The sequence below is a fragment of the Ferrimonas balearica genome (genome assembly GCF_019802085.1).
GTDB lineage: Bacteria > Pseudomonadota > Gammaproteobacteria > Enterobacterales > Shewanellaceae > Ferrimonas > Ferrimonas balearica_B.
This window is the reverse complement of record NZ_JAHVHV010000002.1, coordinates 428,057-451,374: the sequence shown is the minus strand read 5'-3', so window position 1 is coordinate 451,374 and position 23,318 is coordinate 428,057. Positions and strand designations below refer to the sequence as shown.

The 23,318-nt window shown below is 56.3% G+C and carries 22 protein-coding genes; all 22 read right to left on the bottom strand.

Going from position 1 to position 23,318, the window contains the following annotated elements; all coding sequences use genetic code 11:
* Positions 1 to 293 precede the first annotated feature (293 nt).
* The 22 genes from KUV81_RS10380 to KUV81_RS10275 all read right to left on the bottom strand — a co-directional run bounded on the left by KUV81_RS10380 (position 294) and on the right by KUV81_RS10275 (position 23,306).
* Positions 294 to 677, bottom strand: coding sequence for a hypothetical protein (locus KUV81_RS10380; protein ID WP_222543797.1), 384 nt, complete (start codon positions 675 to 677; stop codon positions 294 to 296).
* Complete coding sequence (locus tag KUV81_RS10375; protein ID WP_222543796.1) at positions 670 to 6,765, bottom strand: hypothetical protein; 6,096 nt, start codon at positions 6,763 to 6,765, stop codon at positions 670 to 672. The genes KUV81_RS10380 and KUV81_RS10375 overlap by 8 nt, the downstream gene beginning before the upstream one ends.
* 574 nt (positions 6,766 to 7,339) lie before the next feature.
* Positions 7,340 to 9,037, bottom strand: coding sequence for a hypothetical protein (locus KUV81_RS10370; protein ID WP_222543795.1), 1,698 nt, complete (start codon positions 9,035 to 9,037; stop codon positions 7,340 to 7,342).
* A gap of 237 nt (positions 9,038 to 9,274) precedes the next feature.
* Positions 9,275 to 9,628 carry a hypothetical protein gene (locus tag KUV81_RS10365; RefSeq protein ID WP_222543794.1) on the bottom strand — a complete coding sequence of 118 codons (354 nt, stop codon included), beginning with the start codon at positions 9,626 to 9,628 and terminating at the stop codon, positions 9,275 to 9,277.
* A 9-nt stretch (positions 9,629 to 9,637) separates the two neighbouring features.
* Positions 9,638 to 10,144, bottom strand: coding sequence for a hypothetical protein (locus KUV81_RS10360; RefSeq protein WP_222543793.1), 507 nt, complete (start codon positions 10,142 to 10,144; stop codon positions 9,638 to 9,640).
* 3 nt (positions 10,145 to 10,147) lie between these two features.
* A complete protein-coding gene (locus KUV81_RS10355) occupies positions 10,148 to 10,561 on the bottom strand; it encodes a hypothetical protein (protein ID WP_222543792.1) in 414 nt (137 codons plus the stop codon).
* Entirely contained in the window at positions 10,551 to 10,820 is a 270-nt protein-coding gene (locus KUV81_RS10350; RefSeq protein ID WP_222543791.1) for a hypothetical protein, read from the bottom strand. The genes KUV81_RS10355 and KUV81_RS10350 overlap by 11 nt, the downstream gene beginning before the upstream one ends.
* Before the next feature lies 1 nt (position 10,821).
* Positions 10,822 to 10,992, bottom strand: coding sequence for a hypothetical protein (locus KUV81_RS10345; RefSeq protein ID WP_222543790.1), 171 nt, complete (start codon positions 10,990 to 10,992; stop codon positions 10,822 to 10,824).
* A 42-nt stretch (positions 10,993 to 11,034) separates the two neighbouring features.
* Positions 11,035 to 12,858 (bottom strand): phage major capsid protein, encoded by a 1,824-nt coding sequence (locus KUV81_RS10340; protein ID WP_222543789.1) that lies wholly within the window; start codon positions 12,856 to 12,858, stop codon positions 11,035 to 11,037.
* A complete protein-coding gene (locus tag KUV81_RS10335) occupies positions 12,803 to 14,212 on the bottom strand; it encodes a phage portal protein (protein ID WP_261389375.1) in 1,410 nt (469 codons plus the stop codon). The genes KUV81_RS10340 and KUV81_RS10335 overlap by 56 nt, the downstream gene beginning before the upstream one ends.
* Positions 14,213 to 14,262: 50 nt before the next feature.
* Positions 14,263 to 14,520: a hypothetical protein gene (locus tag KUV81_RS10330; RefSeq protein WP_222543787.1), complete on the bottom strand. Its 258-nt coding sequence runs from the start codon at positions 14,518 to 14,520 to the stop codon at positions 14,263 to 14,265.
* On the bottom strand, positions 14,520 to 16,328 hold the full coding sequence (locus KUV81_RS10325) for a phage terminase large subunit family protein (RefSeq protein ID WP_222543786.1): 1,809 nt from the start codon (positions 16,326 to 16,328) through the stop codon (positions 14,520 to 14,522). Before KUV81_RS10325 ends, KUV81_RS10330 begins: the two co-directional genes overlap by 1 nt.
* 55 nt (positions 16,329 to 16,383) lie before the next feature.
* The gene (locus KUV81_RS10320) at positions 16,384 to 16,911 is read right to left on the bottom strand and encodes a terminase small subunit (protein ID WP_222543785.1); all 528 of its coding nucleotides are present in this window, start codon (positions 16,909 to 16,911) and stop codon (positions 16,384 to 16,386) included.
* A 199-nt stretch (positions 16,912 to 17,110) separates the two neighbouring features.
* A complete protein-coding gene (locus KUV81_RS10315) occupies positions 17,111 to 18,157 on the bottom strand; it encodes a hypothetical protein (RefSeq protein ID WP_222543784.1) in 1,047 nt (348 codons plus the stop codon).
* A gap of 28 nt (positions 18,158 to 18,185) precedes the next feature.
* Positions 18,186 to 18,704: a hypothetical protein gene (locus tag KUV81_RS10310; RefSeq protein WP_222543783.1), complete on the bottom strand. Its 519-nt coding sequence runs from the start codon at positions 18,702 to 18,704 to the stop codon at positions 18,186 to 18,188.
* Positions 18,705 to 18,835: 131 nt separating this feature from the next.
* Positions 18,836 to 19,216, bottom strand: a complete 381-nt coding sequence (locus KUV81_RS10305; RefSeq protein WP_222543782.1) for a hypothetical protein — start codon at positions 19,214 to 19,216, stop codon at positions 18,836 to 18,838.
* A 94-nt stretch (positions 19,217 to 19,310) separates the two neighbouring features.
* Positions 19,311 to 20,030 carry a hypothetical protein gene (locus tag KUV81_RS10300; RefSeq protein WP_222543781.1) on the bottom strand — a complete coding sequence of 240 codons (720 nt, stop codon included), beginning with the start codon at positions 20,028 to 20,030 and terminating at the stop codon, positions 19,311 to 19,313.
* A gap of 9 nt (positions 20,031 to 20,039) precedes the next feature.
* Entirely contained in the window at positions 20,040 to 21,299 is a 1,260-nt protein-coding gene (locus KUV81_RS10295) for a hypothetical protein (protein ID WP_222543780.1), read from the bottom strand.
* 17 nt (positions 21,300 to 21,316) lie between these two features.
* Positions 21,317 to 21,487, bottom strand: a complete 171-nt coding sequence (locus KUV81_RS10290; RefSeq protein WP_222543779.1) for a hypothetical protein — start codon at positions 21,485 to 21,487, stop codon at positions 21,317 to 21,319.
* On the bottom strand, positions 21,477 to 21,686 hold the full coding sequence (locus tag KUV81_RS10285; protein WP_222543778.1) for a hypothetical protein: 210 nt from the start codon (positions 21,684 to 21,686) through the stop codon (positions 21,477 to 21,479). Before KUV81_RS10285 ends, KUV81_RS10290 begins: the two co-directional genes overlap by 11 nt.
* A gap of 9 nt (positions 21,687 to 21,695) precedes the next feature.
* Complete coding sequence (locus tag KUV81_RS10280; RefSeq protein WP_222543777.1) at positions 21,696 to 22,532, bottom strand: phosphoadenosine phosphosulfate reductase family protein; 837 nt, start codon at positions 22,530 to 22,532, stop codon at positions 21,696 to 21,698.
* A 396-nt stretch (positions 22,533 to 22,928) separates the two neighbouring features.
* Positions 22,929 to 23,306 (bottom strand): D-Ala-D-Ala carboxypeptidase family metallohydrolase, encoded by a 378-nt coding sequence (locus KUV81_RS10275; protein WP_222543776.1) that lies wholly within the window; start codon positions 23,304 to 23,306, stop codon positions 22,929 to 22,931.
* Positions 23,307 to 23,318: the final 12 nt, after the last annotated feature.

The following is a 23,318-nucleotide window of genomic DNA, read 5'->3' as shown; positions in this document are numbered from 1 at the left end:
GCTCGCGGTCGACTTCTCTAGTTGGCTATGCCAACAGACTCGACGGAAGGATGAAATCGGCGACCTTGCTATCGTCTTCTCTTCTCGAATCATGAGTTATCCGCCGAACGTAAGCCCCCCGAAATGGGAGGCTCACCTCATCTTACATGGTGTCGAGAAGAGGCAAGCAAGGCACGTATACAACGCCATTTCCGAATGGTTCTCTAAGCGGTGCCCATCTTATGAGCCGAAGCCGGGGAACAGAATCCCGAAACTAGAAAGCCCCTTTTAGGGGCTTTTTTTTTGCCTGAGATTTAGCTCCGAGCGGTGAGCTCGGCGAAGCGTCCAAGAAAATCGGTTTGTATGGTCGCCAAGACATCCGCAGGACGTTCCGTCAATCCATCGACATAGAAGGTCCCATCACCAGAGACAGACTCGAAAACGAAGGGCTTCGCCCCGGCGTCTTTATCTGCCTCGTTGTCCCAATAGAAAATCTCGTATTCGAGATGAACCGGAGAGTTGATAACCCCCTTCCCATATTGATACTCGACGGTCGTTTCTACCGACATGATGTAATGCGCGACTTCGGCTATCGCCGACGGATGAACCGCCAAGTGAGCATCCGTAAAAGGAGGAAGAACAAAAGACATAAACACCCCAAAGAAAAGCCCCAGTTTCCTGGGGCGTTGGTTATCCAATCCGCTCAACGTCAACGGTTATTTGGTTGATGGCTAGGCTATTGCCTCCCACCCCGAGCGAACTGTCATTCTTGACCGCGAAGTGAACGCTCCGGGAGCCCGATGTCGAAGTATTCTTATCGGTCATAAGCCAATCCGTTGACACCGGAGGGTTGTTGTCTGCGCTCGAAGGACCCATCACAGCAATATGCGAAACCGTTCCGCCACCAGTCCCCATCTGCTCGACCCGGAGAACGGAACGCTGAGCGCGACCGTAAAGGGTTAGAGTAAGACGGATCCGATAAAGGCCAGCCCCATAACGAGGGAGGGTTACAGTGAAGAGTGCCCTTTGCGTCGTGCCTGGAGCATTCCAAGCTGGTGCAACAGACACCCCATCAGTTGCAGCCGAATACCCTCTATTAAGCCAAGTTTGAGAGACGTTAATCGGGAACCTGGTGTTTGCCGTTGAAGACGCCCCCAACCCCAAGTAACTACCCCTTGCCGCAGAATCACTGCTTGACCAACTAGACCGGCCCCTGACGAACTGAGCTCGAGGGTTGCCTCGATAGTCAGGCCAACCCCTTACAACCTTCACATACGGATTAGCCGTCGCACCGGCCGCAGAGTTAACCGTCATCACACCGATGTTCTCGAAGTCCCTCGAGAAAACCTTACCCGACGAGTTCACACGGAACGGCGCACTAGCCGAACCGGTCACTGACCCACCCGCCCAAATCCGATAGGTGCCAGATCCCGACAAATGAGCCGACGCCGTTCCGGTTCCCGCACTGATTGAGCCGTTCACTTGAAGGACGTTACCCGTCGCCACTCCGAACGCGAAGATGTTCGCCGCGAAGGCTTCGACAATGTTCCCCTCCCAAAAGTCGTCATTGTCGATGGCGATGTCGCCCATCGTGACAACTCGAGAGAGATTCCCGGTGTAGTCGTTGGCCTGAAGTACCCCGGCAACATTTTGGTTCGCCGTGAACGTCTGGATGTTCTCAAGACAGGCAATGGTTCGCCAAGGCTTCCAAGCCCCGCCCCCATCCTGCGTCGTCCGGTAATAGATTTGATCTAAGCCCCCCGTGGTGTTCGAGTTGCCAGCGATAGACCAACCGTTATAGCCAGACGACCAGCCTTTTACTACGAATCCAGAATGCCACCCAGACTTAGGAACCCCTGAATTGTCGAAAAAGGTGCTGATAGCCTTCCGAGGATAGTCAGCGATCGGAGTGTTCAAACCTCGGCGGTCTGTGATGTCCATAGTCATCGCCGGGTTGATGTATGCGCCGTCATGCTGCGGAACCAAAATCCCATCACGGAACAACTGAACCCCGTCGAACGTCTGAGCTTTGGCAAGCGTCGCGAGTTGCTCCTTCGCAGAACCATTCCAATAGATCGGAATCCCCGACCCGCCATCAATCCCAATCAAGCGCGATTGATCGTTGCTTCCGAACCAGCAGTCACCGCCGCTTGTGGCATAAATGGAGCCCTTATCGGTTGCTCCGAACTTGATGCCGTTGGCGATGCTGGTCGCGCCCCTGAACAGAATGTCCCCAGAGTCAAACCGAACGGTCGAGTTACCGAAGAACACGCCAGAGGTGAAGCCGTCTAGGTCGTTAATCCGAAGCCACGAATCAACATACCTGAAGGCAACTTTCTGACCGAGATACAGGTCACCGCCACCGAAGTTCCAATTCCCGTTCCAATCGACAGTGCTTTGGGCGGCAGACGAATCAACGCCTCGAGGCCGAAGGTAAATCTGATATGTGTCTTGAGCGGCGCCCCCTCCTAGCAACAATGACGAGCTCGCGCCGCCTCCATTGCGAAGGGCTACGCCCTGGGTCCCGAGGTTAAGTTTTCCTGAGTTGGAGGTTACCGATATCTCTGGCGCCTGAAGACGAGCTCGAGCCGTAGCAACACCGCCAGACGTCCAAGAGAAATGGTAGTCGCCGTTCGCATTGCTCCCGGTCTTGAACCCAGTCGTCGAACCGTTTCCGACCATGTGCCAAATAGTTCGGCTCGGACCGTTCCTCCATGACAGGTAGTTCTGATTGTCCGAGTTGCTCGCTCCGGATCCGGTGATGTATAGCGCACCAGTCCCAGTCATCAACGACGTTGAGGCGTTGAAGTAAGCGCGAGTTTCGAACGTCTGAGAAGCGGACCAAGTTTGCGCGAGGCTCGTAACCGGAATCGGGCGGTCGGTCCCGCTGTTCAACCTGAGAGCCACCCGGTTCAAGTCCGGTTGAAAGTTCAACTGAACATAGTCGCCGGATTCCTCGTTGATAGCTTGAATCCCAATCCCGCCACCCGTCGCGCCTCCCCATGCCGGAGTTACAATCTGACCTTTGTAACGAGTATCTCCGATGGTCCGATACCACTCCGTTTGACGGTAAGCGGTATTCCCGGTCCCGGTCATCCGAACCACGCTGTTGTTGAAGGTCTGCACGCCCGTCCAGATTTGATCACCAGCCAAGCGACCATAGCCAGAGAGGTCAATCTTCGCGCCTTCAACACTCTGCGCAACGGTGAAGCCGGTACGGGCACCATAGGCGCGTTTAGTCGCCGAGGCTGGGGGCTGGATGGTCAACGCATATTCGGCGCTCCCGTTCACCAGGGAGGGAGATGCATCTTCGCCGGAGAGCTCAGCGGCTACCCGGTAAGACTCAATCGCACCATGGTTGCGAGTTCCTTGGACAGTCGTCGACCAAACCTCTTCCCACGTTCCCGGCAAGTTCCCGAGAGAAACCCCTCCGGACACGACCCGATGCCAGATAGCGACAGCCCAATTCCTATCCCCAGCGGTGCCGACGGCAACGCTATCGTTGAAGGCAAAGGAGAATTGAACCGGGCGCGTATCGCTGGCCGGAGAGATAGACAACGCCGTATCGGATACGTAACGAGCCGAGATGTCACCGGACTGTGGGAAGTTGACCGAGGCCGGCTTCGAATCGCTCCCCCCCGTCTGCCCCTCGAACGTCGGCGTGAACGAGTTCCGAACCTCGTCCTTCAGGTTTGCCAGCCCGATAATCTTGCCGGTGACGACAGCGTTTTCGTTGATGGAAACGCTGTTATCTCCGACCGAGAAAATCGGGGCGGTGTTGCCCTCGATGACGAACGGACCGTCATCGCCGTTGATGGTTACAGTCGCATTGTCACCAGTGACAACGAGCCGACCATCTGCGTACAGAGAACCGAGAGAGACAGAGCCCTTCACCAGAAGGTTCCCGTCGATCACTTGGGAGAGACGAGCCCAACTAGCTCCGTCGTAAACGTAGCTCTCGGACCGCCCATCGATACCGGATCCCTCGTTCGCTAACTTGTAGAGCGTTACGGTATCTCGGCTGATAGGTTCCTTCGGGGTGACGTCTTTGTCTGCGAGCTCGTTCTCGATGATGGCGGTTAGAGCTCGTTGCTTAGCCGCCTCGTCAGAGAAGCCGAAGTCCGACTCAGAGTCGACATGGATAGTCCCTCGTCGACCAGTTTCGCCGGGGTCGCCCTTGCCCCCAGTTGCTTCCTCTACAGGATCCGTCCAGCCAGGCGGAACATCGATTTCAGTCGCGGAGCGCCGGTAACCGATGATGAAGTAACGCTTCTGTCCGTCCGGGATACTCTCGGGCTCTAGCTTCCAGCCCAATGCGACAAGGTCGGCATCTTCGACGACAGTGTCGTCGGGTCCAACCGGGGGAGTCGCGCCATTCTGGAAGCGGTATTCGAGGGTCGCCCCATCCTTACCCGAGGCACCAGCATAAGCCTCGAGCTCGAGAGCTTTCTCAGCCAATGGGCCAACGGTCAGACCACGAACCGCCGAAACAGATACGTCATAGGTTCCGCTTACCGAGAGATCGACCATGTCGAAGAATGGGTCGAACGGCTCAGCGATTGCGACTTCCACTTCGGTTTGGTCGGGCCGGGTCCACATTACTCGGACCCGATAGCTCGAGGCATAGGGAACCGGATCCCAAGCAATCCGGGAGGTTGCGGTACTCGTAGACGGCGCGGATTCGGCTCGGAGGTTCTCGGGAGCCACCAGGGCAAACGAACTCGAGCTCGAGCGAGGCGGTCCGAGCGGGGCGTCGGCGTCGTCATGCTCCCTGAATAGGGGGACCAATGCACCGCTGGTGATGGTCATCTGAGCATGAAGCTTCAACTGAGCATTAGAGATCCCCTGCCGCTTAACGTCCAAGACAAACAGGACGACACTCGCGTCGACAAGTTGCTCGGGCAAGTCGATGTTTACGTAGTCGCCCACCTCGAGCAGAGCCGAGGCTCCGGTTACGTTTACGGTGATCTCGACACCCTGCCGCGACAGGTAGGCCGTAACCGCCGCGATTAAACCGGCCTCGGCGTTGTTTCCGCAGAACTGAAGCGATACCTCGGTATCCAGAGCTCGCCCGTTGTCCTGAGTTTGCCACTGGTTGTATATGGCGCTTCCCGTCCGGGGGAAGGTCGCAATCATCGAGCCATCTGGCGTCTCGTATTGGGAAACTACCTTGTTGAACCGGTTGTCGGTCTTCGGCGAGGCAAAGGAGACTTCGCCGACGATGTCATTCCGAGAAATGGACTGAATCTCTCCGAGCGCCGGGTTGCGCATCGCGACCAGAGAGATCCCTTCGCTCGTATAGCAAAGCGTCGACATCGCCGAGTCAGCAATGGCCGAGACATTGTCGAGCAAAGACTCTCCGGTATCGACGACCCCTCGGATAGAGTTCCGAGGATGGTCGATGCCGGAGTAAATCTTCTCTGCGTAGATGGCACCAGCGGCGACGAAACTCGCGTCGTCTATCTTGGACTTGTCGGCTCCCTTACCGACGAATGGGTCGGTGAGGTAGTGATAGAGAACGTTCGCCGGATTGGCGTTTTCGTCGTGAGGCACACCGGCTTTGTTCTCGACGGCGGCACCCAGCAACAGAGCCGAGAAGTCCGACTCCGGCCCATAGCCCTGACCATCGTCGCCGACTTTCCTCGCGTCGGTGAAGCGCATCAACAGAGTTACGACACCACGACCCCGGAAGTTCCGAGCCTGATCCGCGGTAAGACCATTCATCTCCGGAACGACGTCAGAAGACCAACCGGTAAAGTCGCCGTTACTGATAGAGCATCGCTTCGAGTAGCCGTCGAAATCCTGCTTTCGGATTAGGGCGAGGTAAGCGTTACTCGTCGCCGCATTGAACAGAACCGCATCGTCGTGTGACTGGGTTAGGTCAGCCCATACCGGACGACCTAGAGTGTCGTCCCAGATGATAGGCCGATACTCGACGCCGTCGACGATGAACCGGTCGATTCCCGCAGTCTTCCCCATGGAGAAGGCGAAGGAGACGTATAGGTGATTCTCGTTGGCCGAGATGTCCTTCGTGGACAAGAACACCGGAATCGCCTCGACGATGTTCGGACCGAATACGAGCGGGAGGTTATCGGAGCTCTCAGATACTCGGACATCCCTCGAGGTCCCGGTCCGAATGACTTTCCCTCGCTTCCAGAACCGGGAGGCTTTCCTCGAGGCTCGGCGAACTCGGTACGTGTACCATTCCACCGACTCGGGGAGGTCCCCCATCATGATTAAGCCAGTCTCGGACCGAGCCAGCGGAGGGACGCCGGGAGCCTCGGAAAAGGCGTTCTCGCCTCGGCCAATCGTGCGGATGCGGTCGAAGTCTGCCCAGATGTCGCCGAACTCGATCCGAAGGGTATCCTCTGCGCCCTGGTAGTCCCATGACAGGTCGAGAACCTCGCCCTCGAAAACCTTCGTCGGCTCGTTAACCTCGTTCGGCGCTCCGTCGACCCCGACGACCCCGACGTAAATCGAGATAGGCGCATGACGGAACGGGGACTCTCGAAGGTTATGGTTCAGCGACAAGTCATTACCGGTGAGGGTAATCGATCCTGACTTCGGGTTAATCTCGAAAGCCTGGCTCGGGAGGTCAACCTCGATTAATGCGCCATTCGTCGAGAAGTCCTTTCGCACCCCATCAATGATCGCGGTGACATCGTGAGCGCAAGAGGTGAACCGCTGATACTGGACAGCGGAAAACGCCGAAGTCTCTACGAACCAAGCCCATTCGAAGGAGCCGGATGCTACTGCGTTTTGATGACTGGTCGGCAACTGAATCATCGCCAAGCCTCCGTGACGCTAAAAGATACCTCGGCCAACCTCCCGCCCGTTGCCGAGCGAGAGATAAGAACCGAATCTTCGTTAAGGGAACAAGCCAGAGTCGCCCCCGAATAGGTGACGGAGTCGCTAGCCTCGACTGGGGCTCTCAATGGGGGGACGAGCTCGGCGACGTTGGTCGTCTCGTTGATCGTCTTCACCATGTAGAGTTTGTTATGGCCCGAGAATCGAATCATGCTGCCAATGGCAAGCTGACCGCTAAGAGAGGCAAACTCGACCCCCTTACTTCCTGCCGGAGTCGACAGAGGGTTTAGGACGTCAGTCGACCCGGTATGGTTGTCACTATGGAATGGGAGAGATAGCTCGAACCGACCGGTCCCGCCCCGCTGCCCGGTTAGCCATGCCTGAACCGCAAGAAGGTCTGAGCCCTCGAGCGGGACAGTCGTAACTTGAGCCTCCCAGCGTTGCGCCCCCGTTGATGCGGTCACCAGGGACCCGGACAGAGAACGAGTTCTGGACGTTTCCTGAATCGACTCCAAAGCAACCGAGCGGATGAAGCCGTTTACCGGTGTACTCATTAGATCCTTACTCCTTCAGCCCGTAGACCTTGGCGAACAAGGTCAACGATTTGCCCCCGACGCTGGCGAAGCAAATCATCCATCCCCTTCGAGTCGGTTGCGGATAGCGACAGGTTCACAGTCACGGAACCGCCCTCCGGTCCCTGACCGTCCTTAACCCGATGCGCCGCTTTGACACTCCCTCCGCGAACGCCCGTCGTCACATAGTCCCGACCGTCGACAGTGAAGAACTCGCCGCCCTGCTCGTTGATGCGATAGGTCGAGTTCGGGTTCATGTGACCGCCGAGCGCCCGTCCGGACATGCTCTCTCGGATCTTGGCGACGTTAGCCATACCGGATGCGATGACCGCCGCAGCGATACCGGCAGAGATAGGGAAGGGGAAATCGGCGAAGGCTCGGGTCGCGCCCTCATAGGTATTGCGAATCGCACTGTTGAGGTTCACCAGGGCGGTCGCTGCGTTGAACTCTTTCAGGTGCGCGAGAGCCTTGTCGTATGTCGACGGATCTGGCTCGTCATCCTCGGAACATTTTCCGTCTAAGGTGTTCGATAGAACCTCGCCAGTCTCGAGGCCGGCATCCCTCATTTCCCCGAGCTTCAACTTCACTCGCTCGGCGGTGCGCTCCATCGTTTCATCGATGCCCTGTGCGATGTAATCACCGAGGGGATTCTTCGCGACGAAGTCCAAGGCGTTGCTGTAGCCAGTTCGGAAGGAGTCGATACCCGCCATCGCGACAGCGGCGGTTTCGTCAGACATCAATCCGAGGAAGTTCATCGCCTGAACCATCGTCTTCACGATCCCTTGCACCCCGTCCAAGACGAAGTTAATCGGGGTCTGAAGGGTTCGGATGATCGCCGATAGAACATTCCCTAGAACTTGGAGAACGGAACCGACGGACCTCACTAGCGACTGAACTAGGTTGCGGATCCCTCCGAACCTCTTCGCCGCTTCTAGGATCCAGTTCGCGAAGAACTCAATCGCCGGGGCAACCGTGACGAGGATGGTCTTTCCAATCGTCGAGAATATCTCGCTAATCTTTGCTAGCTGATCCCCCGCATCCTCCACATGCCCAATGTCCAAGCGCGTTAGGACGATGCCGAGCTCGTTAGCTTCCCTCTGCATAGCCCCGATTCCCTCGGAACCAGCATCGAGCATGTTCACCATTGCTCGACCTTCATCGCCGAATATCTCGAAGGCGAGCGCGGCTTTTTGCGCCTGACTATCCATGCCCTGAAATTCGTCGGCGAGGAACTTTAGCTGTTCCTCGGGACGCATGTCGGCGAACTCTTGGGCCGAGATACCGAGATCCTCGAAAGCCTTGTTTGCAGCGCCGCCGCCGTTCCGAGCAAAGAACTCGGCTCGACGAGTCATCCGAGAAAACGCCTTGTCGAAACTGTCGGCGCTCACGCCAGATTGTTCGGCAGCAAAGCGGAGGGATTGAACGGCTTCGGCAGACTCGCCAATTGAATCGGCGAACTTACCCGTTGAGTCGATGGCGTCGGCATGAGCCGACACGAGATCCTTTACCGCCCGAGCGGCTTGAACCCCAATGGTGAGAGCCATTATGTTGCCGATGGCTTTTAGTTGGCGGCTGGTGTTCTGGCGAAACTTTTCGGTTTCTTGATACGCCTTCTTTAGTCCGGAACTGTAGTCTTGTTTGTTAAGCCCGAGTCGGGCGACCAAAGGGTTAAGAGCCATTGTCCCCCCCGTAAAGGTCCATCATCTTGTGATAAGCAGTGAGGCCGGAAGCGGTTGGACCGCTGGGTTCGGTTGGTGCGCTCGCGGCGCGTTCGGAAAGGTCAGGATTGGCGAGCTCGTAAAACGCCATCCATTCAATCAACAAAGACATCGGGCACTGAGACATGAACGAATCCACATCCCAGCGCCCGAGGTCATGACAAAGTCGAAAGGCGAACGCCCGAATTGGCCGGAGCTTTATGGCTCCTTTGCGTCTTCGACACTCGGCATCGAGCCCATCATTTCTTGAGACGCCTCGAAGAGCTTGTCGATAAACCAGACCGGACGCTTCGAGACTTCTTCGACCTGGTCGTTACGGAACAGACGTTGTCCGTTCTCGTCGACAGTGAACGCGACGACGGTCTTCGCCCGATGGTTTTCCATCGACATCGTTACGGCACCAGTCGGAGTAATCTCCGCCATCAGGTACTCGTAGGCGTCCCGATTCTCGGCGGCGGCTTGGACGTAAAGAACGCCCATTTCGCCGAAGTCCACTTCCTTGCGCTCGGGTCGCAACGCGAAGATTTCATCTAGGCTAATGACCTTCGTCATGTTTTCCCCTTAGGTAGTAGGCGCGGTTACTTGCTCGAGAGAGCCGTTAATCTGACCAGACACTTCCAGCTTGATAGAAGCGTTACGCTCGAACTCGGAGAAGTTCCAAGCGCCGAAAGTGATCGAAGCCATCAGGTGTTTAGCGATGCCGGGAATAGCAACTCGAACCCATCGGGTTTCGTTGTTCTCCGAAGCGAGGCGAATGGCGTCCTGACCTTCGTCGGTGTTGTCGGAATCGCTTCCGTCGTCAACGTAGTTGAAGGTGATCGCGAAATCGCGAGCGGCGCCAGTCGTCGCCTTAACCTTCGGACCGGCATCGGTCAGGCTGGTGACGTCTACGAACTCGGAGTCGGCAGAACCCATCGCAGGGATAGAAAGGGGGTCCAAGACTTGAACCCAATCGGCATTAGCGCCGGGAGTCCCGCTCGAGATGTTGCCGCTGTTTACGACTTTCTCGAGGAAAAACTCGGTCCCCACCGGGAGGTGAATCTCGGCGGCTTGTGCAACAGTAGCCATTGGTTACCTCACAATGTAGATAAATTGAATCGACATCCGCATCGAGGCGACGGAGCTATCGCCGGTTGAGTCGTAGGCTGGTTCGGACTGCTCGAGCGGCCCGATGAACTCGATTGAGTCTCCGAGGGCGGCTCCATGAGGGAGCGCCGACTCGATTTCGCCTCGTACATCCAACAATTCGCCATCGAGATCCGCATCGATCGGAGTCGCGGCGTATGCCTCGAAGTTGATGGTCAAGACTCGATATGAGAAGCCGGGACCGCTGGACTCTACGTCTTCGACGTCGTCGCCCATGAAAACCGCGACAGATGGCGCGGCTTCGGCTGGCCTCGAGATTGAGCGATAAACCGGAAACGTCATCGTCGCTTGAAGGTGCGAGACGACGGTATTGATCACTTCCTTTGCTTTAATCGACACACTCAACCTCCGTTATTCCTTGGACATCCAGACCAACCCGGCGAACTTTTTTGGTGATGCCGCTGGGGAGGGTTAACTCGTCGCCTTTCTTCAAAGGCCCGAGCTCGGAAGTCGCAACGGAGAGAATCGTCGACGGTCGATATCCGGCATCGTTCTCGATCTCGTCAGCTTCGATTACCGCAGTGATTACGCCATGGGGGGTTTTCACCACTTCCCCGAGGCCGAAAACGATCCTCGGTCCGAGAGCTGACCAGTCCATATCAATCCGCCTTTTTCTTGCGGCGGGTCGTCACCTTTGGAACAACGACGTCGTGTTTGTAGTGGAAGCCATTCCGAAGACCTTGCACAGAGTCGAGCTCTGCACCGGCTTTAACTGGCGCACCATTCATCCAGAAGTCGCGGATAGCGACGGCTTTCTTCTGTTCGCTCATTGGTTACCTCAAAAAAAAGAGGGGGCCGAAGCCCCCATTCAATTAGGCGGTAACCGCTTTTACGAAGGACTCGGGGTGACGAACTGCAACGTCCATCATCTGATGGATGCCGAGGTCGATGCCGCCGGTCGAAGGGTCACGCAGAGGAACGATTTCAACCGCGCCCCAAAAGCCAATCAGAACGTCGTTAAAGTTGCCGAAGATGGTTTCCTTCGCGGCGATCTGAGTAGAACCAAGCAGCGGATAACCGTTGGTGCTGGCGTTGTTGGAGTCGCCCATCGCAACGAAGATTCCGGAGCCGTCGTCCTTCTTCTTGGTCTTCAGGGCAGACACATGACCGGGAGTCGTCAGGTACGCCAGAGAGCCCATGAGCGCATCGGCGTCACCGAGCTTGCCCTCCATTGCGACGATCTCTTCCCAAGTCATATGCGCGTTGGTGGCGTCGGCAACAGTCAAAGTTTGAACGCCAGACTGGCTCAAGATGCCGGTCGGCTGGTTGCTCGCACCAGAGCCAGAGATGGCAGCGGCGTCGATAGCCAGAGCCATAGACTGAGACATATCCTGACGAACGAAGGCTTCAGCGGCGGGAAGCTGCTGGCGCAGAAGTTCGAAGGTGATCGGAACACTGCCGCCCAAGTGCTTCGGAGACAGGGTCACGGCACCAAGCGGAACGGTGCTCTCGGTTACCGGCGAGCCCTCGGCTACAAAGCCGATGGTGGAGTTGCCGGTCTTCTTCGGGATCTTCACGTTTTCGACCAGACCGGTCATGAAGTTGGCACCCAGACGACCCATAACGGTTTGGGCGCGGAGGGTGTCGATCCACATATCCGGACGGAGGTTTTCGCCGATACCACCGGCATTGGTGGTAGTCGTGTTACGAGCGAAGATCATGTCCATCGGAACGATGATGCCGCCATGGGAGCCGGGACCATGCTGGCGCTTGAACTCCTGAATCATCTCGCGCTCAAATCCGGCCTCGCTCCAATCCTTGCTAACGTCTGCCAGAATGGAGCGCACCAGGGAGAATTCCTCGGGCTTCGCTTCACCAGTGCCGCGCACTACAGCCGGAGCGCCGACATTGCGCTTCGCCTCTTCGGCTTTCTTTTCCTCGGCCTTTTGAGCCTCTTCGCGCAGGCGCTTAGCCTCGGCGATGGCAAACTCGGAAGCTTGCTTTCGGAAGACTTCGACGGTCACGCCGTTGTCTTGTGCTGCTCGAATGGCGTCGTCACCGATGCCAGCATCCGCGCCGATGGTACGAATCTCGGACACCCGAGAGCGTTCCGCTTCGAGGATTTCCTCGGCGGTCTTTTCAATTTCTTTGCTCATTGATGCAATTTCCTTCTCAAATGTTTTTTCGGACGGGGTGTCCTGAGCTCGGCCAATGCCGACGGAGGGGTCTGCCGGGACCGAGACGAAGGAGACTTCGTAAGGTGCCCAGTCAGTTACGCGCACAAGGGGGGAATCTGCGTCCCGTTCCTCGACGTCGTAATCGCGGATTTCATATCCAACTGAGATGTGACGGAGGATCCCGTCTTGGATGTCTTGCCAAGCCTCGGCGGCTTCGCTGTTCCTTCCGATACGGAGACGCGCTCGACCGACCTTGTCCGGGTCGATGCGAACTTCCTCAATCACTCCGATGATCCGGTCGTGGTTGTGCTGCATGAGCACAGCCCCGCCATCGCTCAAGCGAGACAGGTCAACGGAATCAGGGGAGTGAGTTAGGAGTTCGCCGCCGAACCAACGCTCGACGACCATCTCGGAAGAAAACGCGACCTCTACGGTTCGCGCTTCTTCGATGATGGTCTGGTTATCAATCGTCAGATTGCGGCGGTGAGTCTCCGCTCGGAGTCTGCTCAGATTCGTCATCTGGTGCGTACTCCTGCGGGGTTGGGGATGTTTCGCCGTATTCCTCGGCTAGCTCGCGATCCATGCGGCGTTGTTCGTAGACCTCTTCGGGGTCTTGACCCTGCTCCATGATGATCGCGGAGAAGGAAGTGATTCCGAGCTCTACGGCTTTTTGCTTCGCCTGAACTTCCTTGAGCGGGTCGACCCATTCCCATCGTCGACCGACGAACTCATGAAGGCATGTCCGACTGAAATCCTTGGACGGGGGAACCCCGACGATTCCCTCGTTTGCCATGCGGTCATAGAGCCATGCCTCGAAGACGGGAGTCATGAGGTGCTCAATCAAGAGTCTCTGGATGGTCTTCCAATACTCGCGAGTCTCGAGCATCGCGACTCGAGCCGAGGAATAGTTAACCGAGCTCATGTCGTTACCAATCGAGTGATAATCGACATTCATCCCAGACGAGACGCCCTTCAGTGCGCGGGACACGAATGGGTCGTACATCTCGCCGGGGTATGCAGGGTCAAAGGCGGTGAACTGCATGTTCCCGATGTTTTGAAAGGTGCCCGGCTCGGCGGTGATGGTGCCGGTCGATTGGTTACCCTTGAACTGACCGCCCGTCTCGCTATGGAAGAAGCCGAGCTTCGAGGCACCGATTCGGCCAGCGATTAACGCCGCATCCTCGAACTTCGAGAGGTTGTGAAGCCTCGTTAACGAGGTCGCGAGCCATGGGATCCCTCGCTCCTGTCCGACGAACTCTCGAATGAAGATGTGCCGAACATGGCTAGCATCGAGACGGATGCGAGGCGTTGCGACCCCGGCGACGTAACCGAACTCGGACGTATCCTTGTACGACTCGGTCATCCAGTACGCCACCGGGCGACCGTTGTCGTTGTACTCAATACCGAACCTGATGTTCTTCGTTGGCTCGTTGTAGTCGACATCGATTAACACCGGGTCGATTAGCTGAACCTTGTATCCCTCGGAGTCTGAGGTTTCGTAGACGAAAGCCTCGCCGTCCGTTACGAGCAATCCGACGACCTGTAACTGAAGGTCGATCATCGATTGGGTCGTATCGAGTACGCAGTTACCAGGGCGACACCAGGCTTTGAAGTTTCGTTCGATGGATGCGCGAGCGGCCTTGTTCGGCTTGCCGGTTGCGCTACCGGTCAGGGAGTGAAGCCGAAACCCGGCCTCGCCGACGACGTTGTTTCGGACTAGCTGAACCATCCGCTTCGCATAGTCGTTGTTCATGACTTCGCGTCGAGAGCGAGCTCGCAGAACAGTTAGGTCCCGGCGAATGACTTGCGCAATCGTGTAGTTAGCTGAATCCCAAGAAGCAAAAAGGCGGCCATTGCTAGCCGCCTCAAACATGCGTTTCCCGCCTATTGTCGCCTGAATACCGTTGGCGACTGGTGACACGTTCATAAGATTACCCTCACTTCGTCAGTCGCCGATTCGCCATCAATCTCGCCAGCGTCAATCTTCAAAAGCTGAAGCCTTTCCGCAGCGAGCTCCCGGCGATACTGGCTCAGTTCACCGGGCGAATAGGATGTCGCCGCCCTTCCGTTAAGCTGCATGGTCTTGAAGCCAGAGCTCAGGATCCCGAGTAGCGCGTTATCTATCGCCTCGAGCGCCTTGTTCAGCCACTCAAGCCGGTTGTGTTGTTCAGGTGTCAGCATTAGAACCCCGTCAATTTCATGGCGAAGGCTGGTTCGCTCCGCTGTTTCTCTTCGGACTCCGGAGAGAGACTCTCCCGAATGGATTGGAAATCAGGGTCGAGGATCATCACCGCCGCCGTGTTGTAGACGGAAAGATCGAATGCCTCGTTACGCTTTCGGACTTGGTGCCACTCCTGAACCGGTCGCCCCTTGATGTATCGAGTTCGGCGCTCTTCGGCTGCTAGCTGCTCGAAGAACTCGATATCGAACTTCTCGCTAACCGGCCAATGGCAATAGCCCGGCCCCGGTTCGAGGATCTTCATCCTCGCGGTAACGAGCTCCTTCGCCGTATCGACACCAATCGAGAACAGGTTCACCCGCCCTTTGTTGGCTCGAGATGGGCGAGAGATGATGGGCTTACCGGAGCCACCCAGACCCTTAATCGCGAATACTCGACGACCCTCGCGAGGCTTCACGAAGTCATAAACCTGTTGGGTAAAGTGACCGCCCGAGTCGATTACGGTGCAGTTGATTGGGAGCTTCGCCCCCGAGGAATGCTCGTATTGTCCAAGAAGAAATGAATCCAGTTGGTTCCATAGCTCGGGGCGTCCTGGGTCGCCTCGGAACACTCGGAAGTCGACAGCCCATGATTCGAAGCCTTCACCCCATGCTCGAACTTCGGCCTCGAGACGGTCGTCTTGCGTATCGACGGAACAGGTGAGTACCACTGCCCCAGCGGGGACCTCGGCTTCGTAATGCTCGCGACGTCGATAGAGGTCGTTCGAGTCTATGCGCTCGCCTTCTTCCTGCCACGATTCGCCCAGCGTGGTATTAACGAAGGTCTTGAGCTTGCCGAGATCCCCGCGACAGTTCGTCCACTCTTGAACGATGCGGGTCCAACTGGTGAACGACGAATACGCCGTCCAGATATGGAACGTCACTGCGAGCGGTGCCTTAATCGGCTCTAGCTCCCTGGTGAACCAGTCGATTCCGTCGACCGTTCTCACATTGGCTTTGTCGTCTAGCCAGTAGCCCTCTTTGAACAGGGGAATCCATTGGGCATAGCTCCCCAGAGCGCCGCAATGTTCACAGAGATAAGCGGCGGTATCAGGCTCGCCGTCTTCCCACTTGATCCCATGGTCGGCGTCTTTACCGCCCCATTTCAGAGCTTGATGCTCCCCGCAGTGAGGGCAGGGCACCCAGTAGCGAAGGACCATCCCAGACTCGGAAGCCGCTCGCTCGATTTGGCACTCGCCTCGAACCTTCGGGGTTGACCCTCGAATCGACTTGCGGAAGACCGAACCCTCGAGACGCTTATCCCCGAGGAACGTCGGCGAACCTTCCTTTTCGACATCTGGCGCAAACGCCGCGAGCTCGTCATAAACGATGGTGTCCAAGGACTTTTCGCGATAGTTCTTTGCCGTCGCGCCACCCAGACACCAGAGTTGGCGACGGTTGCTGAACTTCTTCGCGTTGAGAGTGTTGTCGGGATGCTTCTTGCCGTACCAGGGCGACAGCGTTCGTACTGCCGGGACGTCTCGAATCATGGTGTCGACATGAGACTTCATGAAGTCGTCGGCGGCTCCGTCCGTCGGCTGAAGTATCATCTGATTGCGTTGTTTGCTTGCCACCATGTAAGCGCAAGCCGCTTTGATCATCTGGGTATATCCAACCCGCGCCGACTTCACCAGGTTGACGACGTCAATCGAGTCGTTGCCCATCGCGTTGAGAATGGCGACTTGCCAACAGAGGGTTTTCCATCGCCCCTCGAGGTATGTCGATTCGGCGCTCAGGTAATAATTCTCGTCTGCCCACTCCGAGGCGGTCATCGGAAGAGGGAGCTCAACCGCGAGCATCCCTTCGCGGATTGCCTCTCGTACTCGACTAAGCTGGATTGTCCCTGATGTAATCAATGATTCGATCCTCGAGGCGTTCGTCGACCCGGCTGATCGTGTTGGCCGCTCTAGCGACCTCGCGGTCGAGAGTCGCCATCGCAGGCTCGGGGATTTCTGGATGTAGTCGCCGCATGTTCAGCGGTAGGGTTTTTAGGATTGAGCCAACCTCGGGCGAGACGTTGGCGAGAACGAAAGTGAGGAAGGCGTAGGGGACGACGTCCCTCCGAGTCTGCTCATTCTTAAGTTCTTGGGCGTCGGCTTGCGCCGACGTAAGCCGGAGCTTTTCGGCCTCTAGCGAAGTCCCGACTTCATCTTCGAGGGATGGCCGGTCATCCCGGCGACTCTGGTTCTCGAATTTCTCCGCGTAGAATGCAGTAACAGCTTCGGAAAATGGAACGCCGATCTTCGTCCGAGACTTAGGCAGGATGCCGGATCGCTGCTTACGCTGGATCGTGGCTATCCCACACCCTAGAAAGTCGGCTAACTCCTGTTGAGTGACGAATTTTGGGATGGACATACATCAATCACCGAACTCATGAAATTTTGGTAAATAGCGAAATCCCGAGCCGAGCGATACCCGCAGTGTTTTCATTGCGAAGGACCCGCGAAACGTCTTGACAAGGCATTAGAGCCATCCCCCCTCCCCCCCCTCCATGGGGGGGACGGGCACAAAAAACCCCGCACATTGGCGGGGCTTGTTCGTTCTCTGTGTGGTGCTACTTGTGGCTCATTGCCCACTCAAAGAATGCATATGCTTCACGAGAGGCCTCGGGCATATGGTGATATTCAGAGCCAAACGACACCCATACATCGCGCACATCATCGAAGGGTATCTCTCCCAGCGGATAGGAGTTGCCATCCTTATCGTATACAGAGACAGGCACCCCGTAATCACCGCCTGTGACATATGTGCGCCCATTGGATACATAGACCTCAGGATTATCGATTGTGGGCAGGATGTAATCAGCGTCCATATGGAATCCATAGAGGCTAAAAATTGCCCCCTCACCAGACCCATGCACAGCTAGGCGCACATCATAAATCGCGGAATCAAACAGATTGCGAGTAAGGGGAGCGCCAGCTTCCTTCAGGACCGCAAAAATGGCGTCTCTATGCGACTCCTTTCCCTCGAGCTCGAGGAATGCCTTCATCGCATACTGTTCGGCGGGAACAAAAGGCACAATATCATGCGCGATTTCTTGCCCGTCGACGAAAGCCGCGACTTTGATCTCGCCTTTTTCGGCCTCTTTCGCGATCTCTTCATTAAGGAAAAGAGTCCGAACGAGCGCATCGCCGATTACCTCTCCGTCGGAATTGAAGGCAAAAAATTCGCAATCGCGCATATTGCAAGCCCAATCCTCATAGGCTCGCATCAGGATATCGGAATCGAAAATGATTTCTTCGCCAGTCGGACTAGAGAGGAACGAGGTTTGCTTCGCATAGCCAAATTCGCCATGGATTCCCATGTCGATTCGCGCCGTTCCATAAAGGTCGCCATCTTGCTTCGGATAGCTCCAAATATCATGCCAATAGCCATCCTTGGACAGCAACTCGCCGACCTTGTCGCCTATTTCACAAATCCGGGGGTAAGGAGCACCTTCATCAACCATGCAGTTATTGACCACCGGGGGAAGATTAGGCGGCGTAACCTCGTTATCAGGAATGTTCGGCTCCTGCGGAATAGTCGGCGCATCGGAGCTAGAGCCACCACAAGCGGAGAGGCCGAGAACGAGCAAAGAGACAAGGGAGATTTTTGTATTCATTTTGAATTCACTGTTAGCTGGGGGTTCGTTATTGCTGCGCCTGACAGGCTTGGACCGCTACTTCGAGCAGGAACATCGCATTTTCGCGATGACGCAAGTCGCGAGAGTTACCACGCAAATTGGTCACGCGACCGACGATGTCTGTCCCGGCGTCAACTACGTCGATGAAGTCGTCGCAGGACAAGCCAAACCGACGGGTTGAACTGCGGCTAACGCCAGTTACGGAGCTCAGTTCTGTAATCCCCAGAGGCTTAGCCTCGATAACGGTATCGCCAATCCGGTAAGCAAGGCGCTCGATCGTTTCGTACTCACCGGCTCGGGTCAGGTGAATTTGAACGTATTCGCCGTTAACGACCGCGATGCGAGTGTACTCATACCCGCCACCCAGTTGCGGAGTGTACGCACCAGGGTTGCGGAATCGCGTCCAAGAACTTCCGTCAAACTCTGAGGCGTAAGACTCGGTCTGAACCCAACGAGGCTCCATTTGAGTCATCACACAGCCTGAAAGAGTCGAAACCATAAGCGCGGCAGCAACTTTCTTTTTCATGCTTCCTCGCAACATTAAATGTTTGTTCGTGTTTGTTGGTTGCGAGTATGCCCCTAGCTGTCCCCCTTGTGTACCCCCTTTGTCCCCGTTTGTGACGAGCGTCGAACAATATCCGCCAATGAAAACGCCCCTTATCGGGGCGCGTTCCATCGGTTCAATGCTATGCGACTTCCGCAGCTATATTCTTGCCACAGCCCTTCCATAGCCATAATCCGCTTTGCCTCTGTGTCGTAGCTGGTCGCCTTGCCATGGATGAACCCGATGCCCTGCCCGTGATACAAGGCTGCTAACGAGTTCTCGGACCGCATCAGGTTATGATGCCCCCAAAATTGTTCGTGGACATTTCGCAAGTCGAGAGCGTGTTCGAATTCACCAGCAAGGGCAGCGCAGCGACCCATTAGCTCCCATTCAACATTAGTTAGGGTTGGGTTCTCGAACTCATTCGGGAAGGCTTCACCGGCATTAGCGGTAGAGGCGACGACAAGAAGAAGCGCGGAAAGTTTGAGTCTCATTGTTCCATCCAAAGGGGAAATGTTTGCAATGCTGCATTATGAACCCTTCTTTCCCTCTGGTGTACCCGCCATGTCCCCTATGTGACCAGCTTCACTACTTCTTTATTCGCTTGTTATAGACCCGAGAAAACTCTTTGTCGTAGTGCTTTCGCATCATTTCCGCGGCTATCTGGTGGATGTCGATCTTCGTACTGTCAGCCTTCACCGGGAGAAACAAAAGCAGAGGCTCGAGAGCCCCATCCGAGCCCCGGTGCCATAGCCCCGGATCTAAATGGCGAACCTGTCGAGGCTTTACCCCAATTGAAGGCACTAGGAAGGTCCTAGCGATTTGGCTTCGTCCCGAGGGCCGCTTGCCCTGCTTGAGCCATGGAATCGCGGATTCGAGCCTACGCTTAACCCACATTCCGTTAAGAGCGCCGAACTTGTTGAGCCGAACATCTCGCGCGGGAATGATTCGGTCGTTGGCTCCGATAATCCCTTCTCGACGGAGCAGCGACTCACCTTTCGACATCCCGCGAAAACGGTCACCACCAGACACCCGGCCCATCATGATACTTTCGACGTTCGGGGAACTGTTATGTCCAAGAACCCCGACCTCTGACGTATATAGATTATCCCTCATACGTGAAGTGCGGAACCGAATCCCCCGCTTCACGTATGGCGTAGTCCCTCCGCTGAAGCGCCGATTTGCAGCATCAACAATCTCCTTCCGGGCTTCCCTTACGACCTTGTCGTTTGCGGTCAGCGCGGCAATCGTCGCATCCCGGTTAACCCGATCGAATCCCTTTTGGAGCTCCTTAACACCCTTAATCATCGCCACCCCTTACCAGAGACGCACCATCTTGATCCGCTTATTCCGGAGGGTAACGTTCCCCTCGCCATAGCAAACGACACGGACGAAGCTAGGCGGAAGCCCTTTCGTCTCGAAGAAGGTCGTCTCAATAGAGAGGGTCGTCGGTAACGTCTGAGGCCGAGTCTTGAACCGAACAGAGTCGTCTTCGTCCATGACCAGCGGGTTAGAGAAGTTCGTCGAGTCGGACCACTCGAACCAGATGGCGCAAGAGTTGTTCCCGCCTAGCTGAACCTCGCAATCGAAGTGCAAGATCCACATCTGTTCAGAGTCACCAGCGAACTCCATCATGTTCGTAGTTTCATTGAACAGGTTGGACACGACAGGGTGATCGCTGGTCGGCTGTCCGTTGATTTGCTGCCCGTTGGTCGTATCGATGGTTATGACCGCTGGCGCTCCGGCAGCGATGACCTGATCGTCGGGGTCTGCGTAATAGCTGAACCCAACATGCTTAGCGTTCATTGCCTCGGACCAGCCGTGACCCTGTCCGTGATAGTTGTAGACCTTATCTTCGTTGGGCGGATGGCCGACAAAGTCCAAGACAGACCAATCGCCATTCTTCCGGCCATATGGCTTCTGGTCTGCCGGTGCATCCTCGAAGGGATGAAAGGGCTCCCACTGCCCGTTATGCCGAGCATATAGGTTGGTGTCGACCGGAGCTTCTTGGACACCCTCACGTACTACCACCCAAGTCCCATCCTCTCGAGCGTACTTCTGAGAGTCGATGGGGGCCTCTCCGAGCGGGTCAAACTTCTGCCATTGCTGGTTATGCCTAGCGTAATACTCGCCATCGTTTGGGGCCTCTCCTATGCCACCGCCACCACCAGTCACCACAGACCAACCGCCATCCTGCCGGGCATACTGGGAACCGTCCTGCGGCGCGTCGGTGATGAATGCGACGTTCGGGTTCTGGGGCTGCAACGGCAATAGTTCGCGGAGCTTTACCGTGTCCCCCAGGCTGTCAGGGACCTGCACCTTCGAAAACGATACCGACTGACAGCCACCCCGAATCGAGAACGTGTAAGTCGTATCGTTATTCCCCATGGTGTTCGGCCATAGGTGGAGCTCTGCGGTCCCGTCAGCCTGAATTGGTGCCTCGATGGAACAAGGGATAATGACGCCCTCGGCGGCGTCGTAATCAGGCGCGGATAAATGCGCTTGAAAAGTGCCGGAGGATAATCGCTGTCCGTTCACCTCGAAGGCGTCGAGGGTTACTTTGATTTGCTTTAACACTTCCGGCGCTCCCTTCGTTAAATGCGCTTTGTCACCTTGAAGGCGATGTCAGCCGCCTTGTGAACGTCGTCGAGGTCAACCGGGTTGTCGTCCCGGCGTTGAAGTTGCTCGGCGATGAAAATCAACATCTGAGCCAGTGCCTCAGAGCCGAGCCGAATCACGAACGGGCGAAGTACCTTAGTCCACATGAAGAAACTCCTCTTCGAATTGCTCGGCTGGCAACCAACCGATAGAACCTTCCTCCCCCTCGCCCTGCTTGATGCAGAAACCGGGGGCGTCGTATGGGCGATCACCGGGCTCGGGCAATCCTCGAAGAATGCAGAAGTCACCCCACTGCATCTTGCAGGCGTGAACGTGTAGAACCTTGGTGTATTGGCGAAACTTCATGTTTGTTCCTCAGTCGTCAGAGATAAATGCCTCGCAGGACTCAGAGCAGCCGCCCGAGAGATACCTCGTTCTCCGGACCCGACCCATGAGCTCGTCTCGAGGGAATTCGGCGAATGTCTCGAGCAACTTCCTCGGCGTGAAGTGCCAGCGATAGATTTGCTCTTTGGGGAACTTGCGCCCCAAGTCCCGAACGCCGCCCTCTTCGAACATGCTCGACCATTCCTCGGCGAGCTCTGGCTCGTCTCGCATCGCGAGCGCAACCTTCGGGGGATTCTTCTTGATGCAGAAGACGCAGTTACCGAGATGTTCCTCGAGCTCTAAGTCGAAGGGCATCTCAGACCACCAGTCCAAGACATCTTGTTTCTCGAAGTCGGAGAGCTCGGCGAGGTATCGGAACCCCGGCTTCTCCTTGAGTCGGCGAGGCTCGTCAGCGCGGATGCCAATCCATTGCGTGATCTCTTTGCCCCAGTTCTGCCGGATGTACTTCCGAGCGATTTCCGTTTTCAGCCGCTCAGTACAGAAACCCCCTCCGGGATTGAAGGGGGTCGAGTGCTTGTAAATCATGGAGCGCCAGGTCGACAGGTCCCAACCAATCTCGTCGATGCTGAGCTTCTCTGGGACCGGACCCTTGCCGAGCTTGTCGGGGAAGTGAGTCTTCAAGCAGTGGAGCTCAATCCCGAAGTGGTCGACGACCTTCCGGATGAACTCATAAGTTCTTGGATGTTCCGCACCGGTATCCATGAACATATAACGGACATCCCAACCCTCGGACTTCCGCTTCTCTTCTAACAGGCTGACAAGGTAGGCCGAAGTTCGGCCTCCTGAAAACGACACGACATGAATCATTCAATCACCAGGCACAAAAAAACCGCCGTGAGGCGGTTGATTCCATTGGTTAGCCATCGCGTCAGCGATGCCATTGTATGTCTTTGCCCTCAGAAGCGCCCGGTCGGCGCTCGGGGGCAAGCGGTTCTGACCCGAGTCAGTTTGGTTTGCCCATCGAGGCTTACCCCTGACCCATCGAGGGGGGACAAAGTCTTCGGGGCTGGGGACGAGCTTCGGCAACCCCTTAAGCCATAACCCGGTTCGCTTCGATGCATCGTCGCCAAACTCGTAAGGGTGAATCCATGCGCTCCGTTCCAGAGTTTTCGCAGATTACGATTACTTTCATTGGGCCAAAAAAAGCCCCCCAGATGGGAGGCTTGTCCGTGATGGCTCCAAATTCAGAGCCTAAATGGGAAGTCAGTAAGACCAACGCGCCGACCGGCTGCGAACGTCGATGTGAACGGTCCCGCCGCTGGCGTTGTAGGCGATGCCGTACTTATTCGGGAAGCGACTTTTGAGGTACGTCGCCAGCTTTGATGCCTTAACGTGTTGGCATCGGATATCCGCCGCGATTCCGAATAGGTGCTTTGAACCGCTCGAACCTCCGACCCGTTCGTTGTGCTGTTGGCATCGGATACCGGAGACGATAATCACCGGGCCTAGGTCATCTCGAATGGTTTGGAGAACGGAAACGAGACGATGGCTCGGGCTGATTACCTTGCCGTCGCAGTCTGGATTTTTGCACTTGCAGCGGAATTCGCTCGACAGGAAGTTACGGGACAGTTGGCGGTTCATATCACAGCCTCT

What these genes read in the sequence shown, in the direction of transcription:
- KUV81_RS10340 (WP_222543789.1), bottom strand. Translation starts at nt 12,858, where the DNA reads ATGACGAATCTGAGCAGACTCCGAGCGGAGACTCACCGCCGCAATCTG.
- KUV81_RS10315 (WP_222543784.1), bottom strand. Translation starts at nt 18,157, where the DNA reads ATGAATACAAAAATCTCCCTTGTCTCTTTGCTCGTTCTCGGCCTCTCC.
- KUV81_RS10335 (WP_261389375.1), bottom strand. Translation starts at nt 14,212, where the DNA reads ATGTTTGAGGCGGCTAGCAATGGCCGCCTTTTTGCTTCTTGGGATTCA.
- KUV81_RS10370 (WP_222543795.1), bottom strand. Translation starts at nt 9,037, where the DNA reads ATGGCTCTTAACCCTTTGGTCGCCCGACTCGGGCTTAACAAACAAGAC.
- KUV81_RS10285 (WP_222543778.1), bottom strand. Translation starts at nt 21,686, where the DNA reads ATGAAGTTTCGCCAATACACCAAGGTTCTACACGTTCACGCCTGCAAG.
- KUV81_RS10325 (WP_222543786.1), bottom strand. Translation starts at nt 16,328, where the DNA reads ATGACCGCCTCGGAGTGGGCAGACGAGAATTATTACCTGAGCGCCGAA.
- KUV81_RS10375 (WP_222543796.1), bottom strand. Translation starts at nt 6,765, where the DNA reads ATGATTCAGTTGCCGACCAGTCATCAAAACGCAGTAGCATCCGGCTCC.
- KUV81_RS10365 (WP_222543794.1), bottom strand. Translation starts at nt 9,628, where the DNA reads ATGACGAAGGTCATTAGCCTAGATGAAATCTTCGCGTTGCGACCCGAG.
- KUV81_RS10330 (WP_222543787.1), bottom strand. Translation starts at nt 14,520, where the DNA reads ATGCTGACACCTGAACAACACAACCGGCTTGAGTGGCTGAACAAGGCG.
- KUV81_RS10345 (WP_222543790.1), bottom strand. Translation starts at nt 10,992, where the DNA reads ATGAGCGAACAGAAGAAAGCCGTCGCTATCCGCGACTTCTGGATGAAT.
- KUV81_RS10350 (WP_222543791.1), bottom strand. Translation starts at nt 10,820, where the DNA reads ATGGACTGGTCAGCTCTCGGACCGAGGATCGTTTTCGGCCTCGGGGAA.
- KUV81_RS10310 (WP_222543783.1), bottom strand. Translation starts at nt 18,704, where the DNA reads ATGAAAAAGAAAGTTGCTGCCGCGCTTATGGTTTCGACTCTTTCAGGC.
- KUV81_RS10275 (WP_222543776.1), bottom strand. Translation starts at nt 23,306, where the DNA reads ATGAACCGCCAACTGTCCCGTAACTTCCTGTCGAGCGAATTCCGCTGC.
- KUV81_RS10280 (WP_222543777.1), bottom strand. Translation starts at nt 22,532, where the DNA reads ATGATTCATGTCGTGTCGTTTTCAGGAGGCCGAACTTCGGCCTACCTT.
- KUV81_RS10360 (WP_222543793.1), bottom strand. Translation starts at nt 10,144, where the DNA reads ATGGCTACTGTTGCACAAGCCGCCGAGATTCACCTCCCGGTGGGGACC.
- KUV81_RS10305 (WP_222543782.1), bottom strand. Translation starts at nt 19,216, where the DNA reads ATGAGACTCAAACTTTCCGCGCTTCTTCTTGTCGTCGCCTCTACCGCT.
- KUV81_RS10290 (WP_222543779.1), bottom strand. Translation starts at nt 21,487, where the DNA reads ATGTGGACTAAGGTACTTCGCCCGTTCGTGATTCGGCTCGGCTCTGAG.
- KUV81_RS10300 (WP_222543781.1), bottom strand. Translation starts at nt 20,030, where the DNA reads ATGATTAAGGGTGTTAAGGAGCTCCAAAAGGGATTCGATCGGGTTAAC.
- KUV81_RS10320 (WP_222543785.1), bottom strand. Translation starts at nt 16,911, where the DNA reads ATGTCCATCCCAAAATTCGTCACTCAACAGGAGTTAGCCGACTTTCTA.